This is a genomic window from Ampullimonas aquatilis (genome assembly GCF_049675895.1).
In the GTDB taxonomy this organism is placed as follows: Bacteria; Pseudomonadota; Gammaproteobacteria; order Burkholderiales; family Burkholderiaceae_D; genus Ampullimonas; species Ampullimonas aquatilis.
In genome coordinates this window covers 2,681,419-2,697,667 of the sequence record NZ_CP183834.1, presented here as the reverse complement: position 1 = coordinate 2,697,667, position 16,249 = coordinate 2,681,419, and the positions used below count along the sequence as shown (strand labels likewise).

Here is a 16,249-nt window from a genome sequence, read left to right as displayed (position 1 = left end):
ATCATGGTGTGAGCCAAAAACGGTTGAATGGTGGCCGGTCTGGGTTGTGCAGACCGGCTGGCCGCGGTTACCGGTAAGCCTTGACTACCTGCTTATGACGGTTGCTTCGTCCGGTTTGTCTTCCTTAAAAGTACGTCAATATTTCACCTCACCATGAATCACGCGCGGCGCAGTGCTGACAACGGGTTGCGTGCCCATGGTGCTCGAAGGATCAACCAGACTGCTGGCGGTGGGCAAGGCGACATTGGCAGGCAAGTTCAAACCAGCCGCAGTACAGACGCTTGGATTCTTCTTGGCCAACCGGATCTCGCGTTCCAGCCACTTGACTAGATAGCTGTGACCATTGGCGGTGACCACACCGGCAGTCACATCTTGCGGGATCACAAACTCTGGTACATAACGGTTTTCACCTGAGGAACCGCACTGTACTTCCTGATTGTTCAGCGGGGACACGCATTTGCCGGGAATGCCCCACAGATCACCAAAGCCGCCATACTGCAGCACAATATTCTTGCCAGCGTATTGGCCGTAGACGCTGCCGTTGGGCACGGCGTAATGGACATTGAGTGGTGCATCAAAAGTGACTACATTACCGCTACTGTCCTTGGCTGCAGCAAACTGGTTCCAGCTTTGTGCGCCGGTTTCCCACACATAATAAGTGTCCAGCTCATTGACCTTGCTGTCGCAATAGGTGCCTGAGCCGTTGCTGCACTCAGCGCCAGCCAGGCTGCTAAATAATCGGCCACTGCGCACGCCATACTGGTATTGCGGCTTTTGACTGATGGCTGCAGCATCGGTAAACACCACGGCGGCACTATTGCTGTCTTTCAAGAGTGCGCTGCTGCTGTCGGTGGTGTAGTTGACAATATTGCCTGCGCTGGTGGGATTCCAGTTATTGGCGGTATTGGCCACAAAGGGTGATGGATCGCTGCTGCCGTTGGCAAAAAAGCTGCCCATGCTGGCGGCAGTCGGGCAGTCCTTGATGCAATACAGCGCTGTGGGCATGTCATTGGGATAAACCAGATCCTCAGTCCGATAGATCACATTGATGGCACTGGCGGGTGTTGCACCATTGACACCCGCCAGTGAAATGAATACCTCACCACCGAGTGATTGTGACCAGCCCTGAATTCCGTTCTGCGCAGCCCAGAATGAACGATCCACGGCCTGTTCACTGGGCAGGGCACTGTTCTGGCAACCGTTCTGATTACAGTTCATCACCATGGTGGCCTTGAAGGTGCCCGCTGTATTGTCCCAGTAGAACTCGTATTGGGCATAGCTGGTGGCACCATTGAACAGGCTGCTGGCATCGCCCACAAAGGTCTGGAAGCGAATTTTGTCCATCTCGGCCAGAGTGCGGGTTTGCTTGCTGTATTTGTGCAGCTTGCCTGCAGCCTTGACGATGCTGTAATCGGTTTTCACCGGGCTGCCACCGCCACCGTATTCCACTCGCTGCACGGTCGAGCCATTATTCAACAGACTCATGGCATCGTTGGGCAAGGAGAGGCCAAAGTAACCCAGATAGCCGCGATAAGTTTGACCACCGTTGCTGAATTCAATCGGAAAGCCGGAACTGCGCTCGATCCGCGCGCCAGTGACGGCATCGTACAGACCATAACGCCAGACCGAAAACTGGGTATCCGAATCTGCTGCATCACGGCTGAAACACTGGTCACCACCGCTGTCCTGACGGCGGAAAAAGTCGGCGTTATAAGCAAACAGAAAGTCACTTTGCTGACTGCCCTGACTCAACTGCAAGCGTCCGTTGCCAGCCGCAGTGCTGGATGCATTGAGTTGCAGTGCCGTGGTCATGGCCTGGTTGCCGTTATTGGAAATTTCAAAGTATTGAATGCCGCTGGCCGTGGCATCCAGAAATCCGTTAAAGAAACACGCACCGCTGCCGCCGGGTTTGCCACAATAATCAATTCGAAACTGGCCATAGGGATTGCTGGCCGTTGGTGCTTGCGAGGCATTGATGTTGACGAAGACAGTCATTGCGTGGTTGTCTTCCTCGAAATTGAGCCAGGATTTGACCAGCATCGGATCGTTATTGGAAGCGCGTGTGGCAGTCACCACCGCACTCATGTAGTCGGGTGCATTGCTGCCAGAATTGCCACCGGCATCGCCGCCCTTGTTCTCGCATTTTTTCTTGTCGATCAGTGCGTTGTAATTACCCTGATTGACCAGCGCGTCAGGACGCATTGAACTCATGATGCAGGAAATCATATTGACCGAATTGATGCCTTCCGAGGTGGCATCTTGCACATAACTGCGTTGCGCATCTGTCGCATAGGCCGAATTTTGTGGCGGCGCAGCCAGCACGCTGCTGCTGGACAGCGCCAGCAATGCGGCGGCAAGTGGTGTGAGATGGGTTGAGAAGTGACTGACGCGGATTGAAAATTTTTTCATGAGTTGTCTCCCTGCTTTTTGTTAGTTGGCGTTTTTGGCAGTGACAACCGATACGCTAGTGGGGGTGGCGACCCCTTCAATGGGTGCATTGTTGCTGGTTTGGGTCGTATTGCTTGCAGCACTGCCGCCACCGCCACAACCAGCCAAACTGGCAACACCAAGAATCAGAGAAATACTGGCAATGTTTTGTAATGTTGTTTTCATTTGTTTGTCTCCATGAGATGGGTATCTGTCTATCGGCCAGTTGGTGGCAAATCATGAGAACAAGTTACAAATTGATACAGATTGCTGGCTTGGCCGGACTTGCTTGCCTTACCATCATTTGGGCATGTCAGAGCAGCCAACAGAGCAGATAAGCGCACCAGACAAGAACCGCAAGGGATAAAAAAGGACGAGCCGGTTATAATGGCGCGCTTGAGATTGCTTTACCGTCTGATTGCTAAATCAGGCGTCTCCCCCTTCATGACTCTGACGCGGCCTGCGCCCATCACACCACACATGACCCATCATTTTTCCTGCTTTGCTGGCGCTGCGGCGCTTTCCGAATTTCGTCGTACCCGTTTGCTGAATTCCATTCAGTCCATTGCGCCCGATGTGGCTGCAGTCACGGCGCAGTACGTGCATTTTGTGTTGTCCGATACCGCGCTGGGCGAGTTTGACATCAACAAGCTGGCAGGTCTGCTGCGCTATGGTGAACCATTTCAGGCAACAACGTCCGGTGACAGCACACAGTTACTGGTAATCCCACGTTTTGGCACAATTTCACCCTGGGCCAGCAAAGCCACTGACATTGCGCATAACTGCGGCCTTGCGCATATCCATCGGGTTGAGCGCGGTGTGGAATATACGTTGACCCTCAAGGTCGGCAAGCTGGGTGGTCTGCTCGGCAAGGGCAAGCCATTGAGCGATGCGCAACTGGCCGAGATTGCCAGCCTCTTGCATGACCGTATGACCGAGCTGGTGATTGACTCACGCGAACAAGCCGCCGCTTTGTTTGATGAGCTACCCGCCAAGGCGCTGGAACAGGTCGATATTTTGAGCGGTGGCAAAGCCGCGCTGGTCAAAGCCAATAGCGACATGGGGCTGGCCTTGTCAGACGATGAAATTGATTATCTGGTCGATGCCTTTGCCAGGTTGCAACGCAATCCCACCGATGTTGAGCTGATGATGTTTGCACAGGCCAATAGCGAACATTGTCGTCACAAAATCTTTAATGCCGACTGGACAGTGGATGGCGAGCAGCAGGATAAATCCCTGTTTCAGATGATCAAAAACACCCATCAGCTTGCGCCGCAAGGCACGGTGGTGGCGTATAGCGATAACGCGTCCATTATGGAAGGCGTGGTGTCGGAGCGCTGGTATCCGCGTGGCTTTGCCAATGGCAATGTGTATGGTGCCAGCGAAGAGTTGACCCACACCCTGATGAAGGTCGAAACCCATAATCACCCCACCGCCATTTCGCCTTTCCCGGGTGCATCCACTGGAGCGGGCGGTGAGATTCGCGATGAAGGTGCGACTGGCCGTGGTTCCAAACCCAAGTCCGGCCTGACCGGTTTTACGGTTTCCAATTTGCTTTTGCCCGGTGCAACCCAGCCGTGGGAGTCGGCACAGGATGTGACCCAGCCGTTTGCCGAACGTGCGCCACTGAGTGCCCGGCTAAATGAGCAAAAAAGTTATGGCAAGCCCGACCGGATTGCTTCGCCGCTGCAAATCATGATTGAAGGCCCAATCGGTGGTGCTGCCTTTAATAATGAGTTTGGTCGCTCCAACCTGGGCGGTTATTTCCGCGTGTATGAACAAAACGTGGCAGGCAAGGTACGGGGTTATCACAAGCCCATCATGATTGCCGGTGGACTGGGTTCGATTGCCGACCAGCATACCCATAAGCATGATCTGCCGCCGGGTTCTTTATTGATCCAACTGGGTGGCCCGGGCATGCGCATTGGCATGGGCGGCAGTGCCGCCAGTTCAATGGCCACGGGTGCCAATACGGCTGATCTGGATTTTGATTCGGTACAGCGTGGCAACCCCGAAATGGAACGCCGGGCGCAAGAGGTGATCAACAGTTGCTGGCAGTTGGGCGATAAAAACCCGATTCTGTCGATTCATGATGTCGGCGCGGGTGGTTTGTCCAATGCCTTCCCCGAGATTGTGGATGGTGCCGATCGGGGGGCACGTTTTGACTTGCGCAAAGTACCGCTGGAAGAAAGCGGCATGAGTCCGCGTGAGATCTGGAGCAATGAATCACAAGAGCGTTATGTGCTTGCGATTGCCCCTGATGACTTGCCAATTTTTGAACATATCAGTCAGCGTGAGCGCTGCCCGTTTGCCGTGGTGGGCGTAGCCACTGAAGCGCGCCAACTGCAATTGGTCGATGATCTCAATCACAATCTGCCGGTTGATATGCCCATGCAGGTTTTACTGGGCAAGCCACCCAAAATGCATCGCGATGTGCAACGTCTGCAGGCAGATTTACCGGCCATCGAGTTGACGGGTGTGCCCTTGGCCGAAGCCGCTTTGGCAGTGTTGAAACATCCGACCGTGGCCTCCAAAAACTTTTTGATCACGATTGGCGACCGTACCGTTGGTGGTCTCAATGCGCGTGACCAGATGGTTGGTCCCTGGCAAGTGCCGGTAGCTGATTGTGCCGTGACGATGATGGATTACAAGGGCTATGCCGGTGAAGCCATGACCATGGGCGAGCGGACGCCATTGGCTGTGATCAACGCGCCAGCTTCTGGTCGTATGGCGATTGGTGAAGCGATTACCAATATTGCCGCAGCGCCGATTGCCAATCTCAGCCAGATCAAGTTGTCCGCCAACTGGATGGCAGCATGTGGTCAGCCGGGTGAAGACGCGGCCTTGTTTGATACGGTTAAAACCGTCGGTATGGAACTATGTCCGGCACTGGGTATTAGCATCCCGGTCGGTAAGGACTCCTTGTCCATGCGCACCAAATGGGAAGATGGCGCACAAGCAAAAGAAGTCACTGCACCAGTCTCATTGATCATCTCGGCGTTTGCGCCAGTGCCCGATGTGCGTTTGACCTTGACACCGCAACTGCAAAATCTGGCCCCTGATACCACCTTGATTCTGATTGATCTGGGGCGTGGCAAAAACCGCATGGGTGGTTCCATCCTTGCGCAGGTCACGCAGCAGATTGGCAATGAAGCCCCTGATGTTGATAGCGCCGAAGACCTGAAAGCTTTCTTTGCCGCGATTCAGGAATTGAATCAAGACGGCAAATTGCTGGCCTATCATGACCGTTCCGACGGCGGCCTGTTTGCCACACTGGCTGAAATGGCGTTTGCCGGTCATTTGGGCGTGTCTATCAATGTGGATATTTTGACCATGCTTGACCCGGCTTCTGCTGAATGGGGTGATGCCAAGAACTGGACCGAGCAGGTTGCCGAACGCCGTAATGAGCAAACCCTTAAAGCCCTGTTCAGCGAAGAGCTGGGCGCGGTGGTGCAGGTACGCACCGAAGAGCGCTCACTCGTGATGGATGTACTGCGCAAATACAATCTGGGTGCTTGCAGTCATATCATCGGCAAGACCAATGGCAAGGATCTGATTGAAATTTATCGTGATACCAAGGCCATTTACAGTGTGCCGCGCCGCGAACTGCAACGTGCCTGGCATGAAGTGTCCTGGCGGATCGCGCGCTTGCGTGACAACCCCGCTTGTGCCGATGCCGAATATGATGCTTTGCTGGATGTGGCTGATCCGGGCATGCAGGTCCAGCTCAGTTTTGATCCGAATGACGATATTGCTGCACCGTTTATCAACCAGGGTGCCAAGCCCAAGATGGCAATTTTGCGCGAGCAGGGCGTCAACTCGCATCTGGAAATGGCCTATGCCATGCACAAGGCCGGTTTTGAAGCCTATGATGTTCACATGAGCGATCTGATTGTCGGGCGGGCACGCCTGTCCGACTTTACCGGCTTTGTGGCTTGTGGCGGTTTTTCTTATGGTGATGTGCTGGGTGCAGGTGAAGGTTGGGCTAAGACGATTTTATTTAATCCTCAAATGGCCGAGCAGTTTGCCAGCTTCTTTAACCGTCCCGAAACCCTGGCCCTGGGTGTGTGTAATGGTTGCCAGATGATGGCCGCCTTGGCACCGTTGATTCCGGGTGCCATGGCCTGGCCACGGTTTACCCGCAACAAATCGGAACAGTTTGAAGCGCGTTATTCCCTGGTGGAAGTGCTGGATTCGCCCTCCCTGTTTTTCGCTGGAATGGCCGGCAGTCGCGCGCCGATTGCGGTCGCGCATGGTGAAGGCTTTGCCGACTTCTCGCAACAGGGTGATGCTGCCAGCGTCAAGGCGGCGATGCGCTTTATCAATCATCAGGGTCAGCCGACCGAGCAATATCCATTCAACCCCAATGGCTCGCCCAATGGCCTGACTTCGGTGACGACGCCCGATGGTCGCTTTACCGTGCTGATGCCCCATCCGGAGCGTGTTTTCCGTACTGCGCAGATGAGCTGGTATCCCAATCAACGCAATGCCGATGGCAGCCTCACCAACTGGCAGGAAGCCAGCCCGTGGCTGCGCATGTTCCGCAATGCCCGCAAGGCTGTTGGTTGAACGGTATTGGTTAAATAAGCTAAAGATGATGAACTCTTTGCGTCAACTTTTGTGTCTGTTGCTACTGCTGAGCTTGAGCCTGATGGCACAAGCTCATGGCACGCATCGAGTCCATAAGAAAAGTAGCCAAGTTCAAACCAGCAAGCTTACACCGGAGTTTATCGAGTGGCAAAAGGCACATCGCTTTGATATTGATTTTGATATGGAAATTCATCATCAGTTGACGATGTGTCCAAATACTCGCAAGGCTTTAGGTTTACCGGTGATGGCGGAACGCTATACCAGTCACGCTGTCTGTGCTGCCCGTGAAACCGGCGTGGTTTGTTGCTGTGCCCCATGCCCAGGGATGATCAGCTGGCACGATTATGCCAATGGTGCCGAGGCTTGCGCCGATGAACAGGTGGAAGGTTTTTATGAGCAGGCCTGTGAGACTTACAAGGCATCGAAGTAAGATAAGGGCTTGTTGTTAACTGCCAAGATGCCAAGGAAACTCTTGAAGGTTTCTCTTGGCGTCTTGGTGATTAAATCAAAACTTGACTGCTATTTAGCAGCACTCAATTCTTCAAACGCGGCCAGAGCATTGGCCGAGTACATCAGCGATGGGCCGCCGCCCATATACACTGCCATGCCGAGAGTCTCTTCCACTTCGGCACGGGTCACACCCAGGCGCACCAGCGCCTGCATATGAAAGCCGATGCAGGCATCGCAATGAGCGGCAATCCCTAAAGCCAGTGCAATCAACTCCTTGGTTTTTTTGCTGAGTGCGCCTTCAACACTGGCTGCTTTGGCCAGTTCTTGAAAACCCTTCATGACTTCAGGAATGTCGGTACGCATCACGGCCAGATTTTTGGAAACGGCTTGGGTCAGCGCCAGATAGCTGGTGGTAGTGCTCATGCGACTCCTCAATATTTAAATTTTAATCACGGGTTTTGCAGGTGCTCAGACCAAAGGGCAGATAGGCTGGGCAAAAACGGAACACGCCTGTCAATACCGCAACCACGCCAATATAGCCCCAGGGGCCAATCGTATGGGTGGCGCTGCCAGCAATCAAAGCCAAACCAATGATGACGCGGATGATGCGATCTGTACTGCCAACGTTTGCTTGCATGGTGTACTCCTGATGAAGGTTGATGAATACCAAAGTGCATGACCCTGGTCACACAGGAAGTCACGGTGACATCCACATCAATATACTAACAGATAATATATAAAAAAGTATAATGAATGACTCGATACTTGATCAGCATCAAAGAATCTGTAATGAGAGAAAACTGGTGATTTGAAACGTCAAACAACGCAGGTTTTCTTTAACTGACAGCAGGTCGAGAAAAAGCGAACTATTGTTTTACCATAAAGAGCACGAAGTTAAGCCTGGGAGGCTAACCTTGCGAGGTTAAAGTTGCGAAGTTAGTCTTGCGAAGTTAGTCTTGTTAAGGCAGCGCAGTTTACACACGGGGCAGAGTAGGAATATAAAAAATGCGCTGTCCCCAGACTTCGTCGATAAAATCCTGCTGCCCAGACAAGGCTTTTCTGCGAGTCCTTTGTGCCTTCGTGGTAAAGGGTTTTGATTGTCAATTTTCCTTGGCGTACCTGATGTACTGGACATCCTGGCGGTGAAAGTTTTTGAACTGCAAAAGTTTCTTGATTTTTTGGTGATTCAATCAAACCGGTTCACTTAAACCGCGATCCCCACTTGCAGTGTGGCGGTATAGCCATTGCTGTTGTCACCGGAAACAGTGGCCAATTGCTGAGTGTAGCCATCACTAAAGATGTTGTCTGTCGTCAGACTGATGTTGGCGAGATTGGTGACACTGGCGCTATAGCCGCTGCTGGCATAAACCGTATCGCAGACGGTTTTGGGCAGGGCCAGTTGCGATGTCTTGATTTTATTAGCCGCGCTGGTGGCCTTGGCAAGGCTTGGGTAAATTTCAAAATGAATGTGTGGCCAGCGGCCGGAATAACAGCCGGGAAAGATGGTCGTGAAAGTCACTTTACCGTAACTGTCAGTGACCTGTACGCCGCGCAAATAATTTTCGGTGATGACGCCGCTGGAATAAAGCGAGTACTGACCATATTGGTTGCAATGCCAGAGATAAATGGCATAGCCTTCGAGCGAAGCACAACTGGCATTGATGTTGATGAGCTGCAAGGTGACGGTGAGCGGTATGCCGCTGGCAATATTGCTACCAGCAGCACCAAAGCTGGCTCGGATGTCATTGCGCACAATACCGGAGAGCGCCAGGACATTGACCAGACCGCTGCTATTGCTGTTGGAACCATCGCCTGGATAAGGGCCGGCCGTTTCTTCGGGAATGGTCGAGCAGCTGCCGCTTGAGCTGGTGCTGCTGGAACTGCTACTGGAATTCGAGCTAGTGGCTGCACTCAATGAGGCATCCGAGCTGGTCGATACTGACATGCCGCCGCCACAACCAATCAGTGGCAGTGTGCCCACCGCGCCGCCGACAGATAACCAGCGCAATAATTGGCGACGCTTGGCTTCGCGCTGCAAAATGATATTCAGATCATGAGCCAGTCCCTGGTCATGTGCATGCATGGTTGCTCCTTTGCGATTGGAATGTCGCCAGTCTAGTGTGCCGATGTAAGCCAGGTTTATCGGCTTTGTATCGGCGTTGACATATATCCCGCTGTCGTTTTTAGTGGAGTACAGTGTCTGAAGGTATTGGGGGGTTTTATTTACTCCCTTGCAGTATTTATTTATATGCAATCAATACGCACTTAATGAGTTTAAAAGAGCTTATACACCCAATGAGTATGCTGATTTTGACCAGAAATTACTTCCAGTTTGACCGTTCAAACAACGCTTTCGAAAAACTGGCAAATTAATTTTTTAAAACCGGCATCCAATTTGACACGGCCAGCGTACTGAAATTGAGTCATGTAAAAAGCTGGTTAAATATTTGAGTGAAGAGGACGCTATGCAGCTAACCAATACGGCCATACCGCAAACCGGCCAGTTTGATCTGGTCTCTGATTGGCAGATTGATGCCCCGATTACGGCAGTCTGGGCGGCTTTGCAAAATCCGCTGGATTGGCCGCAATGGTGGCCCTATGTGAAGTTGGTACAGTGTTTGAATCCTGGCTTGACCAAGCCAGGGCGGCCCACCACCGGGCAGGTTTATCTGGTGATTTGGTCAAGCCGATTGCGCTATCAACTCTTGATGGTGGTGACTGTGCAGGAAGTGGTGGTGCCGCAAAAAATTGTGGTGAGCGCAACGGGTGATGTGAGCGGGTGCGGTGAATGGACGTTGCGCGCGACGGCCAATGGCACCGCAGTCAATTACCGTTGGCAAGTGGTCGTGGATAAAACCTGGATGCGCTGGCTCTTGCCGGTGGCGCGTCGGCTCTTTGCCTGGAATCATCGAGCCGTGATGGACGCTGGACAACAAGGCTTGCAGGCTTACCTGAATGGACAGATTGCCCAAGGGTAGATTGGCCTTTCTGAGGCTCTCAGGCTGAATATTGGCAATGGCTATTGATTGTATTTTTATTATTTAAATTTATTTGAATCCAATTTCATCTTTGTCGCGTACAAAGCCAGAATGCATGGAAGCAGAGTCGAAATGACTGGTTTTTACTGGTGCCTGTGAGCAACAGGGGGTGTCTGTTGCAACAAGCTATTTGGACAGCGTTACCGCATTCCATTCTGCAGGGAGGTGCAAATGGTGGTCACATCATCCATCCATAATCAAGGCCCCGGTCTGGCCAAGCGCCGACTCAGGGGGGTGGACGTTTGCAAAGGATGAACAATTGGAAACGAATCGTGCGCTTGAAAGCATGGCAGATCCGTGTGAACGGGTTCCTGCTGCGTCAGGCAGCAATACAGTCGGTCAATGTACTGATAACGGTGAGGGGGCGGGTTCTGCACCCAATTTGGCATTACTGCTGGGACGCATGACTGCCGGTGAAGAAAAGGCCATGAACCTGTTTTATGAAGCGACGCTGGCGCGCAGCTGGGCGATGGTCTTGCGGATTGTCGGCAAGCGCGAGGCTGCTGAAGATGTGCTGGCCGAGGTTTATTTGCAGGTTTGGCGCAAGGCGGGTGATTACGATCACGAGCGTGGTCATCCGATGGCCTGGCTGCTGACGATTTGCCGCAGTCGCGCGATCGATTATTTGCGTCGTCTGGATCAGGCGCAGCCGCGTGATGATATCGAGCTGTTTATGGATCAGCTCGATGAACCGGTGGAAGGCGAACACGATGCTGCCGACCTGGGTGCTGACCCGATGGATTTGCTGGCACAACGTCAACAGGTCATGCAGTTAAGCAAAGCCATGCAAACGCTGGAAAAACCGCAACGATTGGTCTTGGCACTGGCTTACTTCAAAGGCTTGTCCCATGGTGAAATTGCTGAACATACCGCCTTGCCCCTGGGTACGGTGAAGACGCATATCCGGCAGGGTTTGCAGCACATTAAAAAATTTCTGGGTCAGGAGGGTTTAGCATGAGTGACCATCCATCCAATATGATGAACGATAACGCCGACGATTTTGAACTGCTGGATGAGCAGTTTGGTCGTGCATTGCCATCCAATGAGATTGCTGCACGGCTCAAGCAACGCATTCTCGATGGCGTTCGTGCTGATATTCAGCAACAGCCGTTGTGGCACAAGGCGAGCAAGTTGCCGACGGTACGTGCCCATGAGGGCGAGTGGCTGGATTTTCTGCCCAAAATCCAACTCAAGATCCTGCGCAAGGAAAAAGAGACCAGCACCTTTTTACTCAAGGTTGCACCGGGTGGCAAGATACCGGCGCATGATCATCCGCATGATGAAGAGTGTTTTCTGGTTGAAGGCGAAATCTGGTTGGGCGGTGAGTTGATGCAGGCTGGCGATTATCAACTCGCTCCTAAAGGTATGCCCCATGGCGGCGGCTATAGCGAAACAGGTTGTGTCTTGATGATCCGGGCGCAAACTGAAATGTTGAGCCATTATTGAGGCATTCTCTCAAGGCCGTGCAAGGCGGCTTTGGGTGTGTTGACGCTGGTCTTTAACGTTGAGCTTGCGCCTGGCAGTGATTGGCCGCGCAAACAGGTATTGGCTTTTGGATGGCAAGCGCTGTGCAGGCAATATTGGGATTTTTTAAATTCAAAGCCTGGGCAATCAGATCATTTTGTTCAAGGGTTGCTGTTTCGGTTTGATTGGTACTGCTTGCCGCTGTTGAGTAAATTTTAAAGTCCGCTGCTGAAGCGCATGTGTAAGTCGCAAAACTCAAGACCTGGCATTGCGCATCGCTATCGCAGGGTGTATCAACGGCTGCTGCCAGCGCCTGAGTCTTCTTGGTATCGGCTTGTTGCAGCAGGCTATTCACCTGATCTTCTATTGAGTTGCCACCACCACAGGCACTTATGATTGTGGTGCTGAAAGACACGGCACTCAACAGTCTGATGGTCGCCATTCTCTGATATTGCATGCTTTCTCGCCATTTGATCGCTGTGTCATCAATTATAGCCGTCAAGCATGGCTGAACTGTGACGGGCTGAGGGTATCGCGCCGTATCCGCGATAATGGTGCGCGCTGATCAAACAATCCATGGAGAGAATGTGGCAATCCTGAAAAAAATCTGGCCCTATCTGAGCGTCATGGCTGCCATGCTGGTGTTTGTGCTGAGCTGGTTTCTGGGTAGTCCTTTGCCACCTAAAAAACTGGTGTTGACGGCGGGCGTGGAGGGCGGTGCTTATCATGCGGCTGCCTTGCAGTATCAGGCTTTGCTGGCCAGGGATGGTGTCAAGGTCGAGGTGCGCACTTCGGCTGGCGCGATTGAAAATCTGGAGCGCCTGCTCGATGCCAAATCAGAACACATGATCGGCTTTGTCCAGAATGGTCTGCTCAAACAGGCCGATGAAGACGAGGACGAAGACAGTGATAAAGTAGCCGCCGACAAAACCACCCTGCAATCGGTGGGTAGCATGTTTAACGAGCCAGTCTGGATTTTTGTGCGGCGAGCACATTGGCCGCAGCTCAAGTCCGGCATGCTCGAACGTGTGACGGATCTGGCTGGTGCACGGGTTTCGATTGGTTTGCCGCGCAGTGGTACGCGTCAGGTTGCACTGGATTTATTGCGCATCAATGGTCTGGGCAATGGTGCGCAAAAAGGCGGTGTGGCCCGTCAGGAACTGTCGGCCAAAGAGACTGCTGCCGCCCTCAAGGCTGGTGAGATTGATGCGGCCATCATGGTCAGTGGTGTCAAATCGGCCGTGATCCAGGACTTGCTCAGTGCTCCCGGGATCGAGTTGATGAACCTGCGCCTGGCCGATGGCTATTTGCGCCACATGCCGTCCTTGACCAAGCTGGTGTTGCCACAGGGTACGATCAATTTTCAGAAGAATCTGCCGACACAGGATGTCACGCTGCTCTCCACCACGGCCAGTATTGTGATGCGCTCCGACGAACATCCGGCCATTGCCTATCTGCTCTGGAAAGCAGCTCGGCAGATTCATGAGGATGCGGATATTTTGCATCCGGCCAAAGCCTTTCCCACGCTCACCCAACCGCAAGACTTTGTGGTCAATGATGATGTGGCGCGCCTTTATAAAGATGGCAAACCCTTCATCTACCGCTATCTGCCCTATTGGGCGGCCAATCTGCTGGTACGGCTGTTTGTGCTGCTGTTGCCGTTGGCGGCGATCATCTTTACGCTGGCTGACTGGCTGCCACGCCTGCAGGGTATCTATATTCGTCATCGTCTGTTTCGCCATTACCGCGCCATTCGTGACATTGAAAAACGCATCAAGGCAGCGCCTGATCAGGTGACTGCCCAGGCATTACTAGGCGAGCTGGATCAGGTGGAGCAGCAGATCAGCCAGATGCGCATTCCCAATGGCTTTGCTTCTTTGCAGTTTGATGTGCGCGACCATATTGCCTTTGTGCGGGGCCGTCTGCTTGACACGGCAGGCCGACGGCCCGCCAAATATGAAAAGAACTAGTCCGTATGGACTATTTTTGTGCGGAAAATGTTGTAAATTCAAATAAATAGCCTATAAAGCACAGGTTTATCACAATATAGAACATGAGATCACTTGCCTAGAATGAATCCATTGCTGATTCGTTCCAGGTGCCTTGTTTTATGCAGGTTTGAGGCGCATCATCTGATGACACAGAAGGAGGGTGCGATGCCACTCATACTGATGTTGGGTTTGTTAATTTGCTGCTTCAATCCGGTGCTGCACGCCGAAGGCCCACCGCCAGTGCAATTGCGTCAGGTGCAGGAAGGCGCGCACCAGAAAGTGTTGGCGGTCAATCGTGGTCGCATGCCGGTGCTGCTGACGGCTGAACTCAAGACCGAAGACAATCTCAATTCCGATGTCAGCTGGCCGATCCAGCGTGTGCTGCCTGCCGCCAGCCAGCAGGAAATTGCCAGCTTTTCGGCGGTCGATCAACGTCGGCCCTACCGTTTTACCTATCAATATGGCTGGACGCCGGGTGATCCGCACAGTGTGCCCGATGGTTTGGCCTTCTATCGTTTGCCGTTTGAAAATGGCAAAACTTTTCGAGTCAGCCAGGCACCCGGTGGTCCCTTACCAACCCACAAGGATGCCGAATCCGCCAATGCCATCGACATTCCCATGCCAGTTGGCAGCAAGGTACTTGCCGCCCGTGATGGTGTAGTGGTGGACGTAGAGCAGGGCTTTGGTGAGGGCTTGCTGGAGCGTTCATATATCAACGAGGCCAACTATGTGCAAATTTTGCATGATGATGGCACCTGGGCACTCTACGCCCATTTGCTGCGTGGCAGTGTCGCCGTGCAACCCGGCATGCGTGTGGTGGCCGGTACCGTGATTGCCAGTTCGGGCAACAGTGGTTACTCCAGTGAGCCGCATCTGCACTTTGCGGTATTGCGTAATCTCAATGGTCAGGTGGTGTCGATCACACCCCACTTCTGGACGCGGCTATACAAGGACTTTACCGTGCAGCACCAGAGTCTGGTCAATGCCGATTATGGTCGGCCAGAAGTACGGACGGCGGCATTGCGCTAAGGCTTTGTCTGGTTGTTTAACGCTCCTTATATCGAGCTATAAAGGCTGTTTTTGAGGAGTATGTGCATTTTTATAGGGTCTTAAGTGCTTGAATATTGATGCTATTTTTATACACTAGATGAGTATAATGGATTTGCATTTCTGGCTGTCATCCCGGAACGACCGAAACGATCAATGACCGTTTCGGCAGAAAAATTTAACTGCGACTGACCACCAGTGAGGTCAGTCGTCTGACGAGTGGCAAGACAAGCAACAGGATGGGAAAGGCAATCAGCCATGAGATTGCCCATGAAGCTGGCCAGATTGCCAGAAAGTGTGTATTCCAGCCCGTGCTCTTCAACGTACTGATCACCGAGACCAGACAGGTCATCAGAATGGACAGAAAGAAGGACATCACAATACTGGCATAGCGCGCCGGTAACTTGTGGGTAATAAAGGGGGTGGTGGGTTTTGCAGATTTCATTCAAGCTCCGTAAGCCGACCAAACAAGGCGCCTCTTCCAAAAGCAAACATATGGAAGAACACAACCCCGGCAATGGCCGGTGGTAGTTGGCGCGTTGATTGACGTAAACGCTTACGGTGCGCCTGCAATCAGGAGCACGTTGAAATTTTAACTAAAATCTGATCCAAAGGTCAGCGTCATTGATGACGTAGCTTGCTACATCAACAAACTGTATTCAATCACCCGCTATTCATCCGTGCCGCTCGGCGTAAAGCTCCAGCGTGGGCTGAGCAACAGAATCAGGATCGAGGCCACCGCCACTGCGATCGACAGCCACAAGGTCAACGGTGCTTCGGCAACGCGGGCAGGGTAAATCTTCAGCACCGCGCCCAGCCCCACCGTATTGCCGCCCGCCACCAGCACTGCCGCGGCATAGTCATGAAAGCGGCGTGCCTGATTGGCACCCAGCGCCCACTTGGGGTGAGTGTTATAACTGGGCAAGGATTCATGTGCATTATCCAGCTGTTCCAGTGCCGACATGAAACGCCGCAAGTTGGTGATGGCGCACTCGGCCTTGTAGTTTAAAAAAGCCAAACATAGCGACGCCACCGGAAAACCCAACAACAGCCATTCCACCGGCACCGCCTCCTTGCCCTCACTCGGCTTGAGCGCCACCAGTGCCGCCAGCAAACTCACCACCAGCGTCACATACAAAGCCAGCGCCTGCTGCCGCTGCGTAATCCGCGCATTGACTTCCTGACTGGCCGCAATAAAACGGTAGTTAGCGTCGACAAGAGATTTGATAGCCATGCGGGTGC

15 protein-coding genes are annotated in these 16,249 nt (G+C 52.9%); 7 read left to right on the top strand and 8 right to left on the bottom strand.

Annotated elements, in window-relative coordinates; translation table 11 throughout:
- Positions 1-135 precede the first annotated feature (135 nt).
- Together ACMYR3_RS12585 and ACMYR3_RS12580 are read right to left on the bottom strand one after the other, a co-directional pair.
- Positions 136-2,409, bottom strand: coding sequence for a hypothetical protein (locus ACMYR3_RS12585; protein ID WP_424192286.1), 2,274 nt, complete (start codon positions 2,407-2,409; stop codon positions 136-138).
- A 21-nt stretch (positions 2,410-2,430) separates the two neighbouring features.
- Complete coding sequence (locus ACMYR3_RS12580) at positions 2,431-2,613, bottom strand: hypothetical protein (protein ID WP_424192285.1); 183 nt, start codon at positions 2,611-2,613, stop codon at positions 2,431-2,433.
- Between the two features lie 294 nt (positions 2,614-2,907).
- Between ACMYR3_RS12580 and purL the strand changes: the two genes are divergently transcribed.
- Positions 2,908-6,996 carry a phosphoribosylformylglycinamidine synthase gene (gene purL, locus ACMYR3_RS12575; RefSeq protein WP_424196509.1) on the top strand — a complete coding sequence of 1,363 codons (4,089 nt, stop codon included), beginning with the start codon at positions 2,908-2,910 and terminating at the stop codon, positions 6,994-6,996.
- A gap of 25 nt (positions 6,997-7,021) precedes the next feature.
- Positions 7,022-7,447 carry a hypothetical protein gene (locus tag ACMYR3_RS12570; protein ID WP_424192284.1) on the top strand — a complete coding sequence of 142 codons (426 nt, stop codon included), beginning with the start codon at positions 7,022-7,024 and terminating at the stop codon, positions 7,445-7,447.
- Between the two features lie 89 nt (positions 7,448-7,536).
- Here the strand turns inward: ACMYR3_RS12570 and ACMYR3_RS12565 are convergent, their stop codons facing one another.
- The 3 genes from ACMYR3_RS12565 to ACMYR3_RS12555 all read right to left on the bottom strand — a co-directional run bounded on the left by ACMYR3_RS12565 (position 7,537) and on the right by ACMYR3_RS12555 (position 9,550).
- Positions 7,537-7,890, bottom strand: coding sequence for a carboxymuconolactone decarboxylase family protein (locus ACMYR3_RS12565; RefSeq protein WP_424192283.1), 354 nt, complete (start codon positions 7,888-7,890; stop codon positions 7,537-7,539).
- A 22-nt stretch (positions 7,891-7,912) separates the two neighbouring features.
- Entirely contained in the window at positions 7,913-8,104 is a 192-nt protein-coding gene (locus ACMYR3_RS12560) for a YgaP family membrane protein (protein WP_424192282.1), read from the bottom strand.
- A gap of 567 nt (positions 8,105-8,671) precedes the next feature.
- Positions 8,672-9,550, bottom strand: coding sequence for an intradiol ring-cleavage dioxygenase (locus ACMYR3_RS12555; protein WP_424192281.1), 879 nt, complete (start codon positions 9,548-9,550; stop codon positions 8,672-8,674).
- A 382-nt stretch (positions 9,551-9,932) separates the two neighbouring features.
- On the opposite strand from ACMYR3_RS12555, the gene ACMYR3_RS12550 reads away from it, so the two are divergent.
- From ACMYR3_RS12550 to ACMYR3_RS12540, 3 genes are all read left to right on the top strand, one after another.
- Positions 9,933-10,445: an SRPBCC family protein gene (locus tag ACMYR3_RS12550; RefSeq protein ID WP_424192280.1), complete on the top strand. Its 513-nt coding sequence runs from the start codon at positions 9,933-9,935 to the stop codon at positions 10,443-10,445.
- Positions 10,446-10,764: 319 nt separating this feature from the next.
- Positions 10,765-11,463 (top strand): RNA polymerase sigma factor, encoded by a 699-nt coding sequence (locus ACMYR3_RS12545; RefSeq protein WP_424192279.1) that lies wholly within the window; start codon positions 10,765-10,767, stop codon positions 11,461-11,463.
- Entirely contained in the window at positions 11,460-11,951 is a 492-nt protein-coding gene (locus ACMYR3_RS12540; protein ID WP_424192278.1) for a cupin domain-containing protein, read from the top strand. Before ACMYR3_RS12545 ends, ACMYR3_RS12540 begins: the two co-directional genes overlap by 4 nt.
- Positions 11,952-12,003: 52 nt before the next feature.
- Here ACMYR3_RS12540 and ACMYR3_RS12535 read toward each other — a convergent pair whose 3' ends face one another.
- Positions 12,004-12,426: a hypothetical protein gene (locus ACMYR3_RS12535; RefSeq protein WP_424192277.1), complete on the bottom strand. Its 423-nt coding sequence runs from the start codon at positions 12,424-12,426 to the stop codon at positions 12,004-12,006.
- 130 nt (positions 12,427-12,556) lie between these two features.
- Between ACMYR3_RS12535 and ACMYR3_RS12530 the strand changes: the two genes are divergently transcribed.
- Both ACMYR3_RS12530 and ACMYR3_RS12525 read left to right on the top strand, forming a co-directional pair.
- A complete protein-coding gene (locus tag ACMYR3_RS12530; RefSeq protein ID WP_424192276.1) occupies positions 12,557-13,939 on the top strand; it encodes a TAXI family TRAP transporter solute-binding subunit in 1,383 nt (460 codons plus the stop codon).
- A gap of 186 nt (positions 13,940-14,125) precedes the next feature.
- A complete protein-coding gene (locus ACMYR3_RS12525; RefSeq protein WP_424192275.1) occupies positions 14,126-14,989 on the top strand; it encodes a M23 family metallopeptidase in 864 nt (287 codons plus the stop codon).
- 196 nt (positions 14,990-15,185) lie between these two features.
- Here the strand turns inward: ACMYR3_RS12525 and ACMYR3_RS12520 are convergent, their stop codons facing one another.
- Both ACMYR3_RS12520 and ACMYR3_RS12515 read right to left on the bottom strand, forming a co-directional pair.
- The gene (locus ACMYR3_RS12520) at positions 15,186-15,452 is read right to left on the bottom strand and encodes a DUF2798 domain-containing protein (RefSeq protein ID WP_424192274.1); all 267 of its coding nucleotides are present in this window, start codon (positions 15,450-15,452) and stop codon (positions 15,186-15,188) included.
- A gap of 225 nt (positions 15,453-15,677) precedes the next feature.
- Positions 15,678-16,241 carry a hypothetical protein gene (locus ACMYR3_RS12515; protein WP_424192273.1) on the bottom strand — a complete coding sequence of 188 codons (564 nt, stop codon included), beginning with the start codon at positions 16,239-16,241 and terminating at the stop codon, positions 15,678-15,680.
- Positions 16,242-16,249: the final 8 nt, after the last annotated feature.